Annotated in this window: 18 protein-coding genes, 3 tRNA genes and 1 other RNA gene; 9 read left to right on the forward strand and 13 right to left on the reverse strand. The window is 25.4% G+C overall.

Going from position 1 to position 18,322, the window contains the following annotated elements:
- Positions 1 to 2: 2 nt before the first annotated feature.
- From D9T19_RS01525 to D9T19_RS01555, 7 genes are all read right to left on the reverse strand, one after another.
- Positions 3 to 590 carry a TlpA family protein disulfide reductase gene (locus D9T19_RS01525; RefSeq protein WP_121626433.1) on the reverse strand — a complete coding sequence of 196 codons (588 nt, stop codon included), beginning with the start codon at positions 588 to 590 and terminating at the stop codon, positions 3 to 5.
- 71 nt (positions 591 to 661) lie between these two features.
- Entirely contained in the window at positions 662 to 955 is a 294-nt protein-coding gene (locus tag D9T19_RS01530) for a hypothetical protein (RefSeq protein WP_121626434.1), read from the reverse strand.
- Positions 956 to 996: 41 nt separating this feature from the next.
- Complete coding sequence (locus D9T19_RS01535) at positions 997 to 2,178, reverse strand: hypothetical protein (protein WP_121626435.1); 1,182 nt, start codon at positions 2,176 to 2,178, stop codon at positions 997 to 999.
- A gap of 131 nt (positions 2,179 to 2,309) precedes the next feature.
- Positions 2,310 to 2,960, reverse strand: a complete 651-nt coding sequence (locus D9T19_RS01540; protein WP_121626436.1) for a DsbA family protein — start codon at positions 2,958 to 2,960, stop codon at positions 2,310 to 2,312.
- Positions 2,950 to 3,375 carry a disulfide oxidoreductase gene (locus D9T19_RS01545; RefSeq protein WP_121626437.1) on the reverse strand — a complete coding sequence of 142 codons (426 nt, stop codon included), beginning with the start codon at positions 3,373 to 3,375 and terminating at the stop codon, positions 2,950 to 2,952. Before D9T19_RS01545 ends, D9T19_RS01540 begins: the two co-directional genes overlap by 11 nt.
- A gap of 130 nt (positions 3,376 to 3,505) precedes the next feature.
- On the reverse strand, positions 3,506 to 3,790 hold the full coding sequence (locus tag D9T19_RS01550) for a hypothetical protein (protein WP_121626438.1): 285 nt from the start codon (positions 3,788 to 3,790) through the stop codon (positions 3,506 to 3,508).
- 59 nt (positions 3,791 to 3,849) lie between these two features.
- Positions 3,850 to 4,785: a methyltransferase domain-containing protein gene (locus D9T19_RS01555; protein ID WP_121626439.1), complete on the reverse strand. Its 936-nt coding sequence runs from the start codon at positions 4,783 to 4,785 to the stop codon at positions 3,850 to 3,852.
- 189 nt (positions 4,786 to 4,974) lie between these two features.
- Between D9T19_RS01555 and rraA the strand changes: the two genes are divergently transcribed.
- The 3 genes from rraA to D9T19_RS01570 all read left to right on the forward strand — a co-directional run bounded on the left by rraA (position 4,975) and on the right by D9T19_RS01570 (position 6,403).
- Entirely contained in the window at positions 4,975 to 5,460 is a 486-nt protein-coding gene (gene rraA, locus D9T19_RS01560; protein WP_121626440.1) for a ribonuclease E activity regulator RraA, read from the forward strand.
- Positions 5,461 to 5,641: 181 nt separating this feature from the next.
- Entirely contained in the window at positions 5,642 to 5,905 is a 264-nt protein-coding gene (locus D9T19_RS01565) for a hypothetical protein (RefSeq protein WP_121626441.1), read from the forward strand.
- 144 nt (positions 5,906 to 6,049) lie between these two features.
- Positions 6,050 to 6,403, forward strand: a complete 354-nt coding sequence (locus tag D9T19_RS01570) for a DUF6172 family protein (RefSeq protein WP_121626442.1) — start codon at positions 6,050 to 6,052, stop codon at positions 6,401 to 6,403.
- 27 nt (positions 6,404 to 6,430) lie between these two features.
- Here D9T19_RS01570 and D9T19_RS01575 read toward each other — a convergent pair whose 3' ends face one another.
- Both D9T19_RS01575 and D9T19_RS01580 read right to left on the reverse strand, forming a co-directional pair.
- The gene (locus D9T19_RS01575; protein ID WP_121626443.1) at positions 6,431 to 7,309 is read right to left on the reverse strand and encodes an aldose 1-epimerase family protein; all 879 of its coding nucleotides are present in this window, start codon (positions 7,307 to 7,309) and stop codon (positions 6,431 to 6,433) included.
- Between the two features lie 3 nt (positions 7,310 to 7,312).
- Entirely contained in the window at positions 7,313 to 8,584 is a 1,272-nt protein-coding gene (locus tag D9T19_RS01580) for a DEAD/DEAH box helicase (protein WP_121626444.1), read from the reverse strand.
- Between the two features lie 236 nt (positions 8,585 to 8,820).
- Here D9T19_RS01580 and D9T19_RS01585 point away from each other — a divergent pair.
- The 4 genes from D9T19_RS01585 (at position 8,821) to D9T19_RS01600 (ending at position 9,518) form a co-directional block, all read left to right on the forward strand.
- Positions 8,821 to 8,907: transfer RNA gene (locus D9T19_RS01585), tRNA-Leu, on the forward strand.
- Positions 8,908 to 8,922: 15 nt separating this feature from the next.
- Positions 8,923 to 9,011, forward strand: a tRNA-Ser gene (locus D9T19_RS01590).
- A gap of 62 nt (positions 9,012 to 9,073) precedes the next feature.
- Positions 9,074 to 9,149 (forward strand) — tRNA-Cys (locus tag D9T19_RS01595).
- Between the two features lie 150 nt (positions 9,150 to 9,299).
- Positions 9,300 to 9,518, forward strand: a complete 219-nt coding sequence (locus D9T19_RS01600) for a cold-shock protein (protein ID WP_121626445.1) — start codon at positions 9,300 to 9,302, stop codon at positions 9,516 to 9,518.
- A gap of 280 nt (positions 9,519 to 9,798) precedes the next feature.
- On the opposite strand, the gene D9T19_RS01605 is transcribed toward D9T19_RS01600, so the two are convergent.
- From D9T19_RS01605 to lolA, 3 genes are all read right to left on the reverse strand, one after another.
- Positions 9,799 to 10,551, reverse strand: a complete 753-nt coding sequence (locus D9T19_RS01605; RefSeq protein ID WP_121626446.1) for an acyl-[acyl-carrier-protein] thioesterase — start codon at positions 10,549 to 10,551, stop codon at positions 9,799 to 9,801.
- A gap of 128 nt (positions 10,552 to 10,679) precedes the next feature.
- Positions 10,680 to 11,010: RNase P RNA component class A (gene rnpB, locus D9T19_RS01610), an RNA gene on the reverse strand.
- 30 nt (positions 11,011 to 11,040) lie between these two features.
- Complete coding sequence (gene lolA / locus D9T19_RS01615; RefSeq protein WP_121626447.1) at positions 11,041 to 11,574, reverse strand: LolA-like outer membrane lipoprotein chaperone; 534 nt, start codon at positions 11,572 to 11,574, stop codon at positions 11,041 to 11,043.
- Positions 11,575 to 11,631: 57 nt separating this feature from the next.
- Here lolA and secA point away from each other — a divergent pair, with 57 nt between their 5' ends.
- The gene (secA, locus tag D9T19_RS01620) at positions 11,632 to 14,262 is read left to right on the forward strand and encodes a preprotein translocase subunit SecA (RefSeq protein ID WP_121626448.1); all 2,631 of its coding nucleotides are present in this window, start codon (positions 11,632 to 11,634) and stop codon (positions 14,260 to 14,262) included.
- 1 nt (position 14,263) lies between these two features.
- On the forward strand, positions 14,264 to 15,469 hold the full coding sequence (locus D9T19_RS01625; RefSeq protein ID WP_121626449.1) for an ABC transporter permease: 1,206 nt from the start codon (positions 14,264 to 14,266) through the stop codon (positions 15,467 to 15,469).
- Positions 15,470 to 15,484: 15 nt separating this feature from the next.
- Here D9T19_RS01625 and D9T19_RS01630 read toward each other — a convergent pair whose 3' ends face one another.
- Positions 15,485 to 18,319 (reverse strand): YhdP family protein, encoded by a 2,835-nt coding sequence (locus tag D9T19_RS01630; protein WP_162984522.1) that lies wholly within the window; start codon positions 18,317 to 18,319, stop codon positions 15,485 to 15,487.
- Between the last annotated feature and the right edge of the window lie 3 nt (positions 18,320 to 18,322).

Raw genomic sequence — 18,322 nt, forward strand, 5'->3', positions numbered from 1 at the left:
ATTTATTTCTTTCCTATTGCTATATCAATATATTTTTCATACTCTTCTACATCAGATTCACCTATGAATTTTTTAATAAAAGTTCCATCTTTTGAATATAAAAATAACTCAGGAATTTTTTGAACATTACCTAATTCTTTTGCTAATTCAAAATTTTCTTCACCAAGTGTAATAGGATAAGTAATTGAATGTTTTTTTATAAATTCCAATACTTCAGATTTAGGTTTATCTTCCTCTTTTTCAAACAATACTGAAACAATTTCAAAATCATCTTTATATTTCTCTCTTACTTCTTTTAAAACTGGAAGACCTTTAATACAAGGTGGACACCAAGTTGCAAACACATCAACTAAAACTGCTTTTTTACCTTTAAAATCTTTAAAATCTAAGCCATTTTTTGTAGTTGTAAGTTCAATAGTTTTACCATCTGTAGTAGTTAATTTAAATGTTTTAGCTTTAAATTCTTCAATTATTGGATTATTATTTTCAGTATTTGCGATTAAACTTTCATCAATTTCTGATTTAGAATCACATCCTGTAAATAAAAAAAGTGATGTAATTAAAGTAGCAAAAAAATATTTTGTATTCATGTTTATCCTATTATGTTTAGTTTTATTATTTGAGATTATAGTAAATATAAGTTAATAAATCATAAATGATATTAACTTAAACTTGAGAGCTCTTTTAAAAGTTTTGTAGCTTCTTCTTTTTCAAAAAATAAATTCATTGATAAGTCTTGATTTATTTTTTTTAGAAGTTTAATCTTTTCTCTTGTTTGTGTCTTTTTATCATTTTCATACTTTTTTAAAAGTACTTTCATTTCATTTCTATATGACTGTATTAATTCCTCTTTTTTTACAGTAGGAGGTTTAATATTCTTTTTTTTATTAAAATTAATAAATAAAAAAATACCAAAAAATACTATGAATATTAAAATAAGTGTTAGTGTGTCCATTAAATTATCTTTTTTACATAAGGTGTATTAACACCTTATATTTATTTTTGTTTTGCTAATTCTTTAGCTTCTAGTGCAATTTCTTCTGCACGTTTTGCAGTTTCAAGTGCTTCTGTAATAATTGAATTTGTTTCTTCATCTTTTTCTAATCGCTCAATTCGCTCAAGAACACTTCTATAACTAATATGTCCTATTGCATTAAGAACTCTTGGTGATTTAATAACATAATTAATAAGCTTTAAATTTCTCCAATTATCTGTAATTATACAGTTAATATGCTCTGAATAATCAGATGATATTTTTGTTTCATTTGCAACAAATGCTAAATCTAAATCAATATCTTCCGTTTTTGCAAAATATGCATAATATAAATCTTGTAAATATATAGCTGATTTAAGATTAGTAATATAATCATAAACTCTTTGTTTTTCATCATTTTTTAACATATAAGATAGAATCACATTTGAAATTCTATTTTCTTGACTTGATAATGCTTGATTTAATTTTTCATTACAGTTTTTATATACTTGAAGTGATTTATCCTCATCTAAAGCTCTTGTAAATTTGAATAAATCTAAATTATAAGAATAAGAAAATCTATTAATTTCTTTAATTAAAGGATTTAAAATTACTTCTGGTTCATTTCTAGTATTTGCATAAGAAACAATACTATTTACAAATTCAACATCATTTTCATTAAAATTTGTATTTTTACTATATTCATTGATTTCAAAAGCTAGATTATCATCTAATAAAGTTTTAGATTTCTCATCATAAAAAGATGTTAATTCATTCATTTTATATTTTTTAGAGTTTTTTGCAATAAGTGCATATTGAGAAGAAATTTGTCTATATTTATTGATTTTATCTTTGATATCAAAATCTTTTAAAAGATTTAATTCTCTTTGTAATAAATCATTTTTTTGAGAATTAATACTATTTGCTAATTTTAGACCTCTTTTAGGTAATTCTGTTGCTAATTTTGTTAATTTCGTGTCATATTCATCAAAATCATTTAAGTTTTGTATATTTGATACTAATTTTACAGCTGAAGATATTTTTATTGATCTTCTTATAAAAAACACAATCATTAGTACAATTACTAATACTACTAAAATTGTAGCATATACACCATTTGGATCTTGAGCATAAATTTGTGCAATATCAAAATTTACCTGTTTTGCTAAGGCAAAAAACTCACTAATTTTTTCTAGAAATGACATTAAAATTCCTTTTTAGTTCTACTTCATATATTTAATACATAGTATACATTATTTTTCTTAATATTTTATCTATATAAAATAGGTATAAGTTCTAATTTATACCTATTTTAAAAATCTGCTACAAAATTAAACTATTTATATATCTCAGATTCAATTAACTCAGTCAATGTTGCATAAGATAAAACAGCTAATCTTCTTCCGTTTACGAATATTGTAGGAGTTCCTCTTACACCCAAAACTGTTCCATCTTGAGAATCTATATCCATCATTTTATCAAATAAAGGATTATTCATATCTTCTTTAACTTTTTTCATATCTAAACCATCAATTTGACTTAAATAAGTCCATAATAGTTCAGGTTTAGGATCACTATGTGATGCCCATTTATCTTGAGTTGTAAATATAATTTCTAAAGCTTCGTTATATTTATTTTGTAATCTTGAAGCTTCAAGTAATTTTACAACAAATCTTGAATTCCTATGATTTGGTAGATATCTTAAAACTAATGTAATATCTTCATAATTTTCTTTATACACTTTTTTCATAATTGGATGGAAAGCTGCACAAGATTCACATTCAGGGTCTAAAAACTCTACAACAATAACACCTTTTTTATTTTCTCCAAATTTTGGAGAATGACTTCTTGTAAAAGGAGCACCTGTGTCACTTGTAGCAATATTTGCTATTTTTTTTGTCTCATTATTTTTATAAGCATAAGTACCAATTATAAAACCAAGTACAAGTATAATTAAAGATATAACAACTATTTTTTTATTTTTCATTTGAAGAAATTCCTTTTTTAATAATTAATAATAAAATCAAAATAATAGAATATGCAAGAAAAGAAAGAAATGGAATAGTGATAAAACCAAACCAATTTATGTATTCAGTAGAACATGGAACACCTTGTACACAAGGAACAATACTCTCTGGAATTATATCAAACATTAATAAATTATGATAGATAGAAAAAGCCCAGCCAATTAAAACTATAGGCATAGCATATTTAACAATTTTATCATCAGGATATAACATATTTACTAAAAATATAAGTACCAATGGATACATAAATATTCTTTGATACCAACACATTGAACAAGGTATAAACTCCATTATTTCAGAAAAGAATAAACTTCCTAATGTAGCAATAGATGCTGTAATAAAAGATAAAAATACAAAGACTGATGTTGTTTTCAAGATAATTCCTATTAAATTTTTGAAAAATTATATCAGAAAATATTGTTATTTAGATTAGATTTTTAGATTATTTTAGTAGAGATTTATTTAAATATAAGTAAAGCTTATAAAAGATGAGTGTACTCATCTTTTATGCTCCACCACCAATGGAAGCGTTTAACTCGTCATGAATATTGTTTCTTGGAATTGAATCACAAAGATCAACTGACTCATGTAATGCTTTTAAAAACTCCTCAAGATTTTCATATGGAATTTCTACTTCTGACGTTTTAGTTTTACCTTCTGAATAAATTGCAATACTAATCACAGGACTACTATACTCTCCATAAGGTTTTTCAACATGTTGTATTTTAACAGTATCATTTGTTGAATGTGCTAGCTTAAATGTTTTAACTTCTATATGTCGACATGGCATAATATACTCCTTATTTTTTTATACGAATATTGTATCATAATAAAATTAAAAAAGTTATTTTAATGTTTTTTAATAGATGTTGCAGTTAAAAATAGATAATTTTTACCTGTAAGCGTAACTTTAAACTTTTTTTGTTGTAAATATTTTTTACAAAAATATACATCTTTATATAATAGTGACTGTTCAGGATAAGAATAAGTAGGATTTTTAGCTCCATATATCATATCAGATTCAATCCATCTACAATTTGGAAAACCTAGAATAATACTTCCACCTACTTCTAAATAATTCTGAATTAAAGACATAAATACTAATTTGAAATCTATATTACTTGATTGTAAAGTACCTATTGAAATAATTAAATCTGATTTAGCTAAATTTAATTCATCTAGTTTATTTATATCATAAGAATAAAATTCAAAATTTTCACTTGGGAACCTTTTTGTAGCTTCTTCAATTGCACTTTTTGAATAATCAATACCAATAAATTTTATCTTTTCAAATACTTCTGGATAAACAATATTTTTTATAATTTCAAATTCATCTGCTCTATTTACTCCCAAATTCAAAATTTGTTTTTTTTCGTAAACTTTAGTATGAATAAGTGCTTTTTGATATGGAAAAAGAAAAGCTGGCTCTTCATTTTTATTTATTTTAGAGAAATCTGATTCAACACCATATTTTTCATTTTTTTCATCATTTAAAGCTTTATGAAAAGAATTACTTATATCTAATTTTTTAAACTTTAAACAAATAGTATTTTTTGTAATTATAGTTGGCGTATACATTTTACAAAACATTAATTCTGCTAAATCAGTCCAAGACTTATAAGAGTGATAGATATATTCTTCTTCCAATTGGATTTTCTTTCCTGAATAGTTATCAATACCAATATCAGGATTTAATACTTCAAAACTAACTATTTGATTGTTTTGTAAAAACTTTTCTAAATAATCAATAATTTCAAACATCGATTCATCTGTGAATTTTTTCATATATTAATCTTTATTTTTTGTGAAATTATATACTACTTTAGTATTTATTTAGTTTTAATTATTATATTTATTTACTTATTTATAAATATTAATTTATTTATTTAATATTAATTTAATATTTACACTTTTTTTACATTTATTTATACTATTATTACTATCTTAAATTTATAATTTAAGAAAGGGAGAAAAATGAAAAATATACATACAGCAGATTTATGTGATGATAATCAAGATAAAGATATAAAAGTATTACCATCAAAATTTAAAAATTATGGTGCTTTAAAAAGATTTTATGGACAAATCGAAACTATAAAATTAGATAAAAGCAACTGGCGTTTATTAGAAATGCTAAGAGATGAAGATGGTGAGGGGAAAATAGTTGTTGTGGATAATGCTCAAGAATTCTTTGGAGTTGTAGGAGATAGGTTAATGGCCTTTGCTGCTAAGAATAATTGGCAAGCAATAATAGTAAATGGATATGTAAGAGATACAGATGAAACTCAAAATATTAATATAGGATTATTTGCAATTGGAACTTGTCCTCTAAGAAATTTTGAGAAAAATTCTTCAACAAGAGGACATGAAATAACTTTTGAAGGAATCACTTTTAATCAAGGTGATTATATCTATGCAGATAATGATGGTGTCATAACTAGTAAAACTAAACTTATTTAGTATATAATAACAAAGAAAATAAAAGTTTTATTAAAAAATTAAAACGCGAACTTTAGTTTTTTAATACTTTTATTTCTTTATCTATTCTTTTATAAATCAAATATTTATTAAAACTTACTCTATGTCTAAGCTAAATCAATATTTTTCATTATATAATTAGACTTTAATTTAAGGAAAATATATGTCAGAAATAAAAGACAAACTAAAAGATCTAATAACAGATGGAATGATACCAGAAGTCGAAGCATATCTTGAAGAGTTACACGAACTTCTAGAGCAAAATAAACAAACAAAAGATGATACATTAGCAATAAAAGAAATGGAATCATTTTTAGTAGAATTACAAAATGTATTAGCAGTAATTGAAGAAGATAAAACTGAAGATAGTGAATATCAAAGAATATATAACTATATTACTGAAAATCTAGAATCAGAAGAACACTAAGAATCCAAATGGAAATAATTTATCAAATATTTGAAATAGCAGTATTAATATATTTTATCTATATGTTATATAGATTTCTTAAATGCAAATTTGGAAAATGTAATATCGAATAATGTTCAGATATAATTCACTCAAAGGAAAATAATGAAAAAAACATTCAAATTAAAAGTTGAAAACAAAAACCCAGATAGACAAGTAGAATCTATCAAACATGAAATTAGAAAATATATAAAAAGAGAAAAAAACAAGCCAAAACCAGAAGGCGTTGATTTTTGGAGATTTAATTGTAAATTTGCTAAAGATACAAATGAACCTGTAGATATAGATTTTAATGATATTACAAAATTAATTGATGAAGCAGCTAGTGAAAACTGTGAAACTATTTATATGGAACTATTAAGTGTTGCAGGTAAAAGAGAGCCTAAAGTTGAAACTACTGACACAGTAGAGAGTACAGAAAATAGTGAAGAAGTAGAAACAAAAGAAGAAGATAATTAAAATTATCTTCTTTACCCTATAAAATTTTTAAATCTTAATAAAATAAGAACTAGAAAAAGTATCATTTTTTTCTAATATATTTATTCCCACTTTATCTTCTAATTTTTTATTTGAATCAATAAAATCAGCAATACCACACCAAGGTTCAATACAAACAAAAGGCGCACCACTTGGTTTTGACCAAAGACCTAAATAAGAAGAAGCTTCAAATTTCATTTCGATAAATCGTTTATTAATACTATTTTTTAATACAATAATATTTATATTGTCATTTTTGAAAATTAATGCATCATTTCTAAAAATATCTTTAGAAATTGCTAGTTTTTTATCTTCTAAGTTAACACTTTCAAGATTATTTGAAATTCCATTCTCTTGTAATGGAAATCTATTTAAACTATCTTTTTCAAAATCTTCAAATTCAAAATAATAATCTTCTTGCTTTTCTTGATTCTTTTCTAAAGGCCAATTAAAAGCAGGATGAGCTCCAATTGAAAAATACATTTTATCATTTGATTTATTTATAACTTCGTATGAAACTTTTAAACTTCTATCTTTGATTTCATAAGTAATATATAATTCAAAAACAAATGGATAAATTTTCAAACTATCTTCATCATCTTTTAGTAAAAACTTTAACATAGTTTTATTTTGTTTAACTAATAAAAACTCTTTATCTCTTGCAAAACCATGTTGTGACATAGAATATTCTTTGTTTTCATAATCATAATTATTATCCAATAGTTTTCCAACAATAGGAAATAAAACAGGCGAAGATCTATTCCAAAATTTTGGATCACCTTGCCATAAATATTCGATATTTTCATCAAGTGATATTAAACTTTTCAATTCAGCACCAAAACTATCTATCTTTATTTTTATTTCATTGTTTTCTAAACTATAAATCATTTTTTAACTCTGTTTTCTCGTATTTGCTCTTGGATTTCGTCTTGGATTATTTTTCTTAGTTTCTTGTTTATTTCTACTGTTACTTCTATTATTGTTATTTCTTGGTGTTCTTTTCTTTTGAATTGGTTCTGCTTTGATTCTAGAATCAACTTCAAAACCTTCAATTGGTACATTATTGATTGTCTTTTTAATTAACTTTTCAATATCTTTTAATAAATCTAACTCATCAATACAAACAAGTGAAATAGCTTCACCTTCATTTCCAGCTCGCCCTGTTCTACCTATTCTATGTACATAATCTTCTGCAATATTTGGTAACTCATAATTTACAACATGAGGTAAATGATCAATATCAATTCCACGTGCAGCTATATCAGTTGCTACTAAAACTCTGATTTCAGAAGATTTAAAATTTGCTAAAGCTCTTGTTCTTGCACCTTGACTTTTCCCACCATGAATAGCAGCTGCAGAAATTCCATCTTTTCCTAATTGTTCAGCTAATCTATTTGCACCGTGTTTTGTTCTAGTAAATACTAAAACTTGTTTCCATTTACCTTTTTTAATAAGAGTTGATAAAAGTTCTCTTTTTCTTGCCTTATCAACTGAATGAATAACTTGAGAAACAATCTCTGAAGATGTATTTCTTCTTGCTACTTCAATTAAAGTTGGTTTATTTAATAAATTATCTGCTAGTTTTTTAATATCATCTGAAAAAGTAGCTGAAAAAAGAAGATTTTGTCTATGCTTTGGTAATAAAGCTAAAACTTTTTTAATATCATGGATAAATCCCATATCAAGCATTCTATCTGCTTCATCTAATACAAAAAATTCCACTCTACTTAAGTCTAAACAATTTTGATTAACTAAGTCTAATAATCTTCCAGGAGTTGCAACTAAAATATCTAAACCTTTTCTAATTGCTGCTTTTTGTGGATTGATTCCAACTCCACCAAAAATAACTGCTGATTTGTAAGGAAGATATTTACCATACATAGCAACACTTTCACCAACTTGCGCAGCTAATTCTCTTGTTGGAGTTAAAATTAACGCTCTTACATAAGGTTTCCCTTTTACTTGTTTTTCCGTCATTCTTTGTAATAATGGAAGTGTAAATCCTGCTGTTTTACCAGTACCTGTTTGAGCACCTGCTAAAACATCTTTTTTTGTTAAAATAATCGGAATTGATTGTTTTTGAATTGGAGTTGGAGTTGTATAACCCTGCTCTTTAACTGCTTTTAAAATAGAATCGTTTAATCCTAAGTTTGAAAATGACATATTGTCCCTTATAAATTGTTATTGTTATTGATTTAAAATCATTGATAGTTTAAAACATAGTTTCTTATATATATTTGTCTACTTATATAAAGATATTATAGCCTATTTTCAATAAATATTATACTTTTTTCAAAATTTATTGAAATTTGTCATTTGTTTAAATAAATTTTAAAGTTAATTTTATTATAATGCTACTCCAATTTAAGAAACAATGTTTTTTAAATTCTACCAATAGTGCGAGTGTGGCGGAATAGGTAGACGCGTTGGACTTAAAATCCAATTCCGGTTTCGGAGTGTCGGTTCAATTCCGACCATTCGCACCACTAATTTATAAAAGTAGAGAGTTGACAGAGTTGGTCGAATGTACCGGTTTTGAAAACCGGCGAGGTTCACGCCTCCGAGGGTTCGAATCCCTTGCTCTCTGCCACTTTTATATTCTTACAAAAAATCATCTAACTTGTATCATTGTTAATGATTTTCCTAAACATTGGAGCTATAGCAAAGCTGGTAATGCCCCGGATTGCAAATCCGGTATGCGTTGGTTCGAGTCCGACTAGCTCCTCCAATTTTTTAATCTTAATTTTTATATCTTTAAATTTATATTTTTTGCAATTTTTGTCATGAATTTGACTGGAATTTGTTAGAGTTATTTATGTATACTGATTTTAGACTTATGATTTTGATAATATATATTTAACATAACAAAGGAAAGAAAATGGCAACATTAGTAAACGGAACAGTAAAATGGTTTAACAGTGAAAAAGGTTTTGGTTTTATTGAACCTGAAGACGGTGGAAAAGATTTATTTGTACATTATAGACAAATAAACAGTAATGGTTACGATAGAGTTTCTTTAAACGACAACCAAAAAGTAACTTTTGAAGTTGCACAAGGTGAAAAAGGTCCTCAAGCGGAAAACGTTACAGGTCTGTAATCTCCACTTTAAAATTAGGGTAGTATTTATTTACTACTCTTTTTTTTGCTTTTAAATAGTATCTCTCCCTCTCTCAATTCTTTAATTGAACAATCACTAAATTTTTAAATTTAATATCTACTATAAATCAGGCATTTATGAAAGAAGTTAATAAAACAAATACTTTCAAAAGAGTTATAGAAATACTAAAACTATTAGTAATAAATGAATTAGCATCGATAATAACATCAAATTTATCATTTTTATACTATTTGGTTTGAAATAGGCATTCTTCATATTTTTATTCTTTTATTGGTTTCCATATTGTTTTTGCTGTAGCACAAGGCTTATTATTTCCCTCTATATAAATATTATGAATAAAAGAGTTTTCATAATCACATTTATTTGTAAATGATACAATACTATCCCCATACTGTGCCTCTGATAGAAAACGTCCATCAATAGAATGTAAATAATAGTTATCTATGATTTCTTGAGGAATTGATTCTAATAGCCAATAAAGATAACTAATATTGTTTACATGTTTATTAGTATCAGTATCATATATATTTACATTAAACTTTTTTAGATATTGAGCAGACTTGATGACATCTATTTTACTTGATATATCATGATCTAAAGATGTTTCTTCCCAAGATAACCAATTTTCTTTAAAATAATTTGGAATTTTAGTAGGTTTTCTTTTTTCTATATCAAAAAAGAGCCATAAACCTTTTGCTTTTCCTATAATATTATAGTCTTCATCATAAATAATATTTTCTCTAGTTCCTCGAATTGATTTGTATTTGGAGAGCCATGTTCGAATAATAATTTTCTCTTTATACTTCGGATATCTATTCATTTTCATCATTCCAGAGAGTAATACCCATCCAAGATTTTCTGACATAAGAGAAAATAAACTATGTCCAGCATAATAACAGTGATCAGCAGCTGTCTCTTGAAGTAATGTCATCATAGTTATGGGTGAGGCTTTTCCTGATTTATCCATTTCAAAATATCGTAGTTCAAACTCTTTATCAAAATAGTTTTCCATTTAAATTCCTTTAATTTGGAGTGATAAGTGTATTTTTTAATAATATACATATTTAAAGGTTAAATCTTTATATATTTTGCTTGATAAAGCTAATAATAATTGTAGTTTAATTGTAAGTAGTTATAAAATAAGAAGGTAAGCTAATAAGCCGAGTTTTGTTTTTAAGACAATAATTTATCTAGCTACTTAAATTACTTTAGTAGTCAAGCAAAGACCAAAAATGTGAAGTTTTTACCAGGTCTTCTTGCTGCAAGTTGGGTTTACAAAGCACTTAAGATTACTCAAAAGTCTGGTAGGCTCTTACCCCACCGTTTCACCATCACCAAAAAATTGGCTGTCTATTCTCTGTTGCACTATCCCTTAGGTTACCCTAGCCATTTTTTAAATGGAACCATACTTCACTGCAGCCCGGACTTTCCTCTTAAACTTTTAAGTTCAAGCTATCGTCTAGCTTACCTTGCACGTATTATATCTAAATTTACTAAATTTTTACTTTCTTATAATATCATAATATGAAGGAGCTGTAAATTTGAAAATATCATCTTCTATTACTTTATTAATTATTTGATTGTTAAATTTAATTTCTACTTTATTATCTAGTTTATCTTTATATTTAATCTGTTCAATTTTATCAGTACTTTTTGAAGTTTCTATTAAATAATCTACAGCATCAATATTTGCTATAAAATTATTCTCATTTATTTTTTTTGATGTTTGTAATAATTTTATTATATTTATTTCACTTTGAAGTTGCGTATAAATAGCTTGTTCTAATTCTGGTTCGTCAATAATTGCAAAATCATTTGTAATATATACATTTTTTTCAATTGGAGTTTTATATTTCCATAAAATTTTTCCTGTATTTTTAATAAAGACTTTGCCTTTGTATTCAATAACTTTATTGTTTATAGACGTAATACTTTGTGTGAAATCAGCCTCAAAACTCTTTAGATTTTTAATATCAGCACTTGCATTCGTTGTAATAAAAAAAACTATAATTGTAAATATCATTTTATAAAACATATTTTAACCTTTTTTTCTATATAATCGTAACGATTATAACAAAAAGGAATTAATTTTATGTTAAATGTTTTTTCAAAAATTTTTGGTACTAGAAATGATAAAGAAGTAAAAAGATATAGGAAAAGAGCTCTAGCTATAAATGCACTTGAAAGCAAATATGAGTCAATGAGTGATGATGAATTACAAAATAGTTTTAATGAATTAAAAAAACAAGTACAAAATGAAGAAAAATCTTTAAATGACGTATTAAATGATTCTTTTGCTATTACTAGAGAAGCTAGTAAAAGAGTTTTAAATATGAGACCGTATGATGTTCAATTAGTCGGTGCTATGGTTCTTCATGATGGAAGAATTGCAGAAATGAAAACAGGTGAAGGTAAAACACTTGTAGGTTCATTAGCAGTATCTCTAAATGCATTGACAGGAAAAGGTGTTCACGTTGTAACAGTAAATGATTATCTAGCTTCAAGAGATGCAGCTGAATTAGAACCTTTATATAACTTCTTAGGTTTTAGCGTTGGTGCTATTGTTGGAAATATTAAAGATGATGATTTAAGAAAAGAACAATATGCTTCTGATATTACTTATGGAACAAATAATGAATTTGGATTTGACTTCTTAAGAGACAATATGAATTATGATATCGAAGAAAAAGTTCAAAGAGAACACTCTTTTGTAATTGTTGATGAAGTAGATTCAATTTTAATTGATGAAGCTAGAACTCCTCTTATTATTAGTGGACCAACAAATCAAAAAAATTCAAATTATCAACAAGCTCAACAAATTGCAATGAAGTTAGAAAAAGGTACTTTAACAGAACCTAAAAGAGCAGATGAAAAACCAATTACGACTGGAGATTTTATTGTTGATGAAAAAAATAAATCAGTAATCTTAACAGAAGATGGGATTAGTAATGCAGAAAAATTATTTGAAGTTGATAATCTTTACTCATTAGAAAATGCATCTTTATCTCACAATCTTGATCAAGCATTAAAAGCTAACTATATTTTTGAAAAAGATGTAGATTATGTTGTAAATGATAATGAAGTAGTTATTGTAGATGAATTCACAGGAAGATTAAGTGAAGGAAGAAGATTCTCTGAAGGTTTACACCAAGCCCTAGAAGCAAAAGAAGGTGTTTCTATTCAAGATGAATCACAGACTCTAGCAGATATTACATTCCAAAATTATTTTAGAATGTACGATAAACTAGCTGGTATGACAGGAACTGCTCAAACTGAAGCTACAGAGTTTGCAGAAATATATAACCTAGATGTTGTATCAATTCCTACAAATGTACCTGTTACTAGACTTGATAAAAATGATTTAATTTATAAAAGTGAAGCTGAAAAATTTGAAGCTGTTTGTAATAGGATTAAAGAATTAAATGAAAAAGGTCAACCAGTTCTTGTAGGTACTGCTTCAATTGAAAAATCTGAAGCCTTACACAAAATATTAAAAGATAAAAAAATACCTCATACAGTTTTAAATGCAAAACAACATGAAAAAGAGGGAAAAATTATTGAAGATGCTGGTCAAAAAGGCGCAGTTACAATTGCTACAAATATGGCTGGTCGTGGAGTTGATATTAAATTAACACAGGAAATTCTTGACCTTGGTGGTTTAGTAATTTTAGGAACTGAAAGACATGAATCAAGAAGAATTGATAATCAATTAAGAGGTCGTGCTGGACGTCAAGGTGATGAAGGTGAATCTCAATTTTATTTATCGTTAGAAGACAATTTATTGAGAATTTTTGGTTCAGATAAAATCAAAGGTATCATGGAAAGACTTGGTATTGAAGATGGTGAACATATTGAATCAAAAATGGTTACACGTGCAGTTGAAAATGCACAGAAAAAAGTTGAGCAAATGCACTTTGAATCAAGAAAACATTTACTTGAATATGATGATGTGGCAAATGAACAAAGAAAGGTTATTTATAAATTTAGAAATGATTTATTAAAACCTGACTATGATATTCATAGTAAACTAACAGAAAATAGATTAGAGTATGTTCAAACTACACTTTCAAATGCAGAAATTATTGATGGTATGGCAACAGAAGATTATAATTATGATTATATAATTACTAAATTTAAAGAAGAACTTCATTTAATTATAACGTTAGAAGATATTAAATCTGATTCTTATGACGAGTTAGAAGAAAAACTTAATAATATAATTACAAATGTTTATACTAAAAAAATGGAAATGGCTGCACCTGAACAAAAAAGTGAAATTGAAAGAATATTATACTTACAAATTTTAGATAATGCATGGAGAGAACATTTATACTCTATGGATTCATTAAAAACAGGTATAGGTCTACGAGGTTATAACCAAAAAGATCCACTAGTTGAGTATAAAAAAGAATCATATAATATGTTTATTGATTTAATTAACAATATTAAACATGAAATTATCAAAGTTTTATTTACAATTCAACTTCAAAGTCAAGATGATGCACAAAAAGAACAAGAAGCATTAGAAAAGATGAAAGAACAAATGGAAGAACAAATGGAAGAATCAACTGAAAATATTGTTACAAATATTGATCAAAAAGAAGTAATGGCTAGTGATAAAAAAATTGCTAGAAATGATATATGTCCATGTGGTTCTGGGAAAAAATATAAACAATGTTGTGGGAAAAGTGGACCTAAAAGAGGTTTAGCAGCAGGAAACTAATTTGAATAAGCAATTAGTTAATTTTATTGTAAAAAAATATTTACGATTTGATAAAAAAAATCCATTTATATCTATAAGTGCTATTTTAGCATTTGTAGGTGTAGCAATTGGTGTTATGGTTTTAATACTATCAATGGCTATTATGAATGGTACTGCAAAAGAGTTTGAGAAAAAACTTTTTACTATGAATTATCCTTTAACAATTTATTCGAAATTTAATAATGCAATAGATAAATCACTATTAGATGAACTTCAAATAAAATATCCTAACTTAAAATTTTCTCCTTATATTTCTTCACAAGTTATTGCACAAAGTGGTGAAGATATGAATGGTGGTATGATATTTGGAGTAATTCCAAACAAAGAAGCCTCTATAAATGATATATATAAAAAAGCTCTTGGAAATTTAAAACTTAGTAAATACGATATTATTACAGGTGCGGGTATCTCATCGAAATTATTTTTAAATCCTGGAGTTAAAACAACTCTTTATTTTACTTCTTTAAATCCTACAGGCTTTTCAATGATTCCTAAAATGAAGAGATTTACATTCCAAAATTCATTTAAATCTGGTTTAAATGCTTATGATCAAGCTTATATGTATACGTCAATTGAAGCCTTGCAAACATTGCTAAAAAAACCAAAGGATACTTATGATGGGATACATATTTATTCAGATAATGCATTTGATGATATTAAAAAATTAAGAGAAGATTTAAAAGATACAGGTGCTGGAGTTTTAGGTTGGTGGCAACAAAATGGAAACTTCTTTGCAGCTATGAAAATGGAGAAAACTGCCCTATTTATAGTTTTGATGTTAATTATCTTAGTTGCTTCGCTGAACATCATATCATCGCTTCTTATGACTGTAATGAGTAGAAGAAAAGAGATTGCACTACTCTTATCTATGGGTGCATCAAATAAAGAGATTAAATCAATCTTTTTAAGAGTTGGTACAATTATCGGTTTTTCTGGAATATTAACAGGTATTGCATTAGGATTCTTTGGTTATTGGATTTTAGATACTTTTGATATTGTATCTTTACCTGCAGATGTTTATGGGACTTCTAAACTTCCACTTGACTTAGCACTTAGTGATTTTATATCCATTGTAATTGGCGCAATTATTATTGTTTTAGTATCATCATATTACCCCGCTTCAAAAGCTACAAAAATTGATGTTATCGATGTTTTAAGAAATGAATAAACCTAGACTTTAGGTTTATTCTTTAAGTTTATCTTTTTTTAATGGTTCTTTCTTCAAATCTTTTAAGAAATCTACAAATTCAGAAGGGGAATTTAGAACTCTTTTTGCAATATTAACAGGAACTGAAAAAGCATCTTTTGTTAGATTTGTAGATATTTTAGGGTTATTTAAAGGACCAAAAATATTAACTTTAGTTTCAACTCTCTTATCTTTTCCTAATAAAACATAATTTATAATTGGAATTGCTCCAACAACTTTTGAATAATTTTTAAAAAAGATTAAATTTATTTCTGATTTTAAAGTTCCTGTATTTATATCTATCTGTCCTTTTCCATCAAAATCTATCCCATTTCCAACTGTAACTAATTTTTTAATATCTAAAAGCTTTTTATCTTTATAATATTCGAACTCCATTAATCCATCAACTACTCTATAACCAGTTAAGTTAAAACCACCATTTGTCGCCATACCAACAACAGAAGGAATAGCAAGAAGTGGATTAATTAAAGCAGGAGATGTATTTATAAATAAAAGTAAATTATTTATAATTGCTAAATCTTCAATCTTTACATTTTTTAAAATCATTTTCCCACTTAATGCATCTGCTGTTCCACTAGCTAAAAATAATATATTATCACCTTTTAAAACTTTTTTATTGAAAATTGTATTTATAAATGTGTCATTTATATCATTTGCAAAAATATCTATTTTTTTATCTTTTGATTCTTTAAAAGTAAAATCTGTTTTTTTATAATTTAAATGAAAGTATTTACTATGATCACGCAATCTTAAAGAAAACTTATCAGCTAAAAACTTATATTTTTCATTTATAATAATGCTTGAATTTTTACCTTCAATATTTAAATCTTCAATTTTACTCTCTTCTTCATTATTTGTATTAACTAAAACATCATAATCATTTATATCAATATCTAATTTATTATTAGCAGAAAATTTTAACATTATTTTTTTATCTAAAGTTTCTATTATCGTATTATCTTTACTATATGTACCTTTTATATCAAGTTTATTTACCGCTTTTCCTAATTGTTGTAAAGGTATATCCAAATCTTTTACTCTTGCATTAAAACTTATAGAAGATGGATTTATTTTAGCTTCTGCATTTTCTAAAGTATATATTTCATCATCTAATTTTAATTTTGTATTTTTTACATCAATATTTAATATTGGTAATTCCTTATGACTAGAACTTTTTGTATCAATAACAATATCAGTATCTTTTAATGATAAATAAATATCTTTATTTTTTATCTCAATTTTTATCTTTTCATCAAGAGTATTAATTTTTATATAATCTTTATTTATCGAACCTTCTATATCTAAAGAGTCAATTTTTTTATTGTTTCGTTCCAAAGGAAAATCTAAATTTGAAATAAAAGATGTAAATGATATATCATTTTCATCTTTTATTTTTAAAGATATATCTCCATTTTTTATATTAATATCTTGTAATAATTTAGAATATTCATAAATAGATGATAGCTTATCAATATCAACATAAATATAATCTGCAATCTTTATATTTGTATTTAATGCATCTAGTTTTATATTTACATCATCTTTATAGGAAAAAGTTAATGGTGTTTTTATATTTTTAATATCAATGATTTTATTTTCTTCATCCTCAATCAAAAAAGATTTAATTAAAGCATTTCCAGTAGCACTTGATGTTTTAGTATCAATAACAAAATTTAAATTTGCAGCTATCATATTTTTATGTTTTATATCTGCATTAACAATTTTCACTTTATTATTATCTAAAAGAACTGTAGCTTGATTAGTATTAAATTCAAAATTATTTAATGAAATATTTGATTTTCCAATAATAAACTTCCCTTTTGTATTCATCTTTTTACTTGATAAATATGGAATTTCTAAATTCACTGATGCATCTATAAAACCACTTTTTTGAACAAGTGGTAAGTTAATATTATAAGCTTTTAATATTCTTAATATTCTTTTATCTAATTTAGCTTTTGAAGCTTTAATATTTACTACAACTTCACCTTTTTTTTTGCTTGTAAGATTATTTATATGAACCCAACTACCATCCATTTTTATTTCTTTGTACACTGGTTCAATTAAATCTAATGTTAATTTATCATCTTGAAAAGCTACATCAATTTGTTTTGTAGAAATTTCATCAATTTCTTTATGAAATCTAATTTTTGCATCATTTATTACTGCCTTTGCATATAATGATTTCTCTATAATTTTATTTTTTTCTAAATCAAAACTTCCATAAAATTCTTTTAATTGTAATTTTCCTTTTACATTATTATACATCCACTCTTCTGCAATAGGCGATAATCTAAAGAATTTTTTTAAAAACTTTAGACTTTTAAACTCTTCACTATTTAAATAAAAGTTAGCTTGTTTTCTATTCATATCTAAAGTAATATCACCTGATAAATCATCATAATAATATTTACCAAATAAATCTAGTTTCTCCTCAAAATAATCAACTTTAGCTTTACCAATAAGCATTAAATCTACATCTTTTAAATACAAAGAATAAATATTAAAAATTACTTCCTTCGAACGAAAATCTAATTTTGATGAAATATTAATAAATTTATTATCTAAATATAAAGTTTCATCATTTAATGCAATTGTAAATTCATTACCATCAATTATTAATCTTCGTATATCAATTTTTTTAAAGATTTTTAAGATTTGTGGGAATAATTCAATATTTTTCTTTAAATCTTCATAAGAGTTAGAAACTTGAGATTTTTTAGATTTTATTTTGATATTCTCAATGTCTACAATGAGCTTTTTATCTAATTTTATATAAAATTGCGAGACTAAAACATTTCCAAAAGACAAAGA

This window comes from Poseidonibacter antarcticus, assembly GCF_003667345.1.
Lineage (GTDB): Bacteria > Campylobacterota > Campylobacteria > Campylobacterales > Arcobacteraceae > Poseidonibacter > Poseidonibacter antarcticus.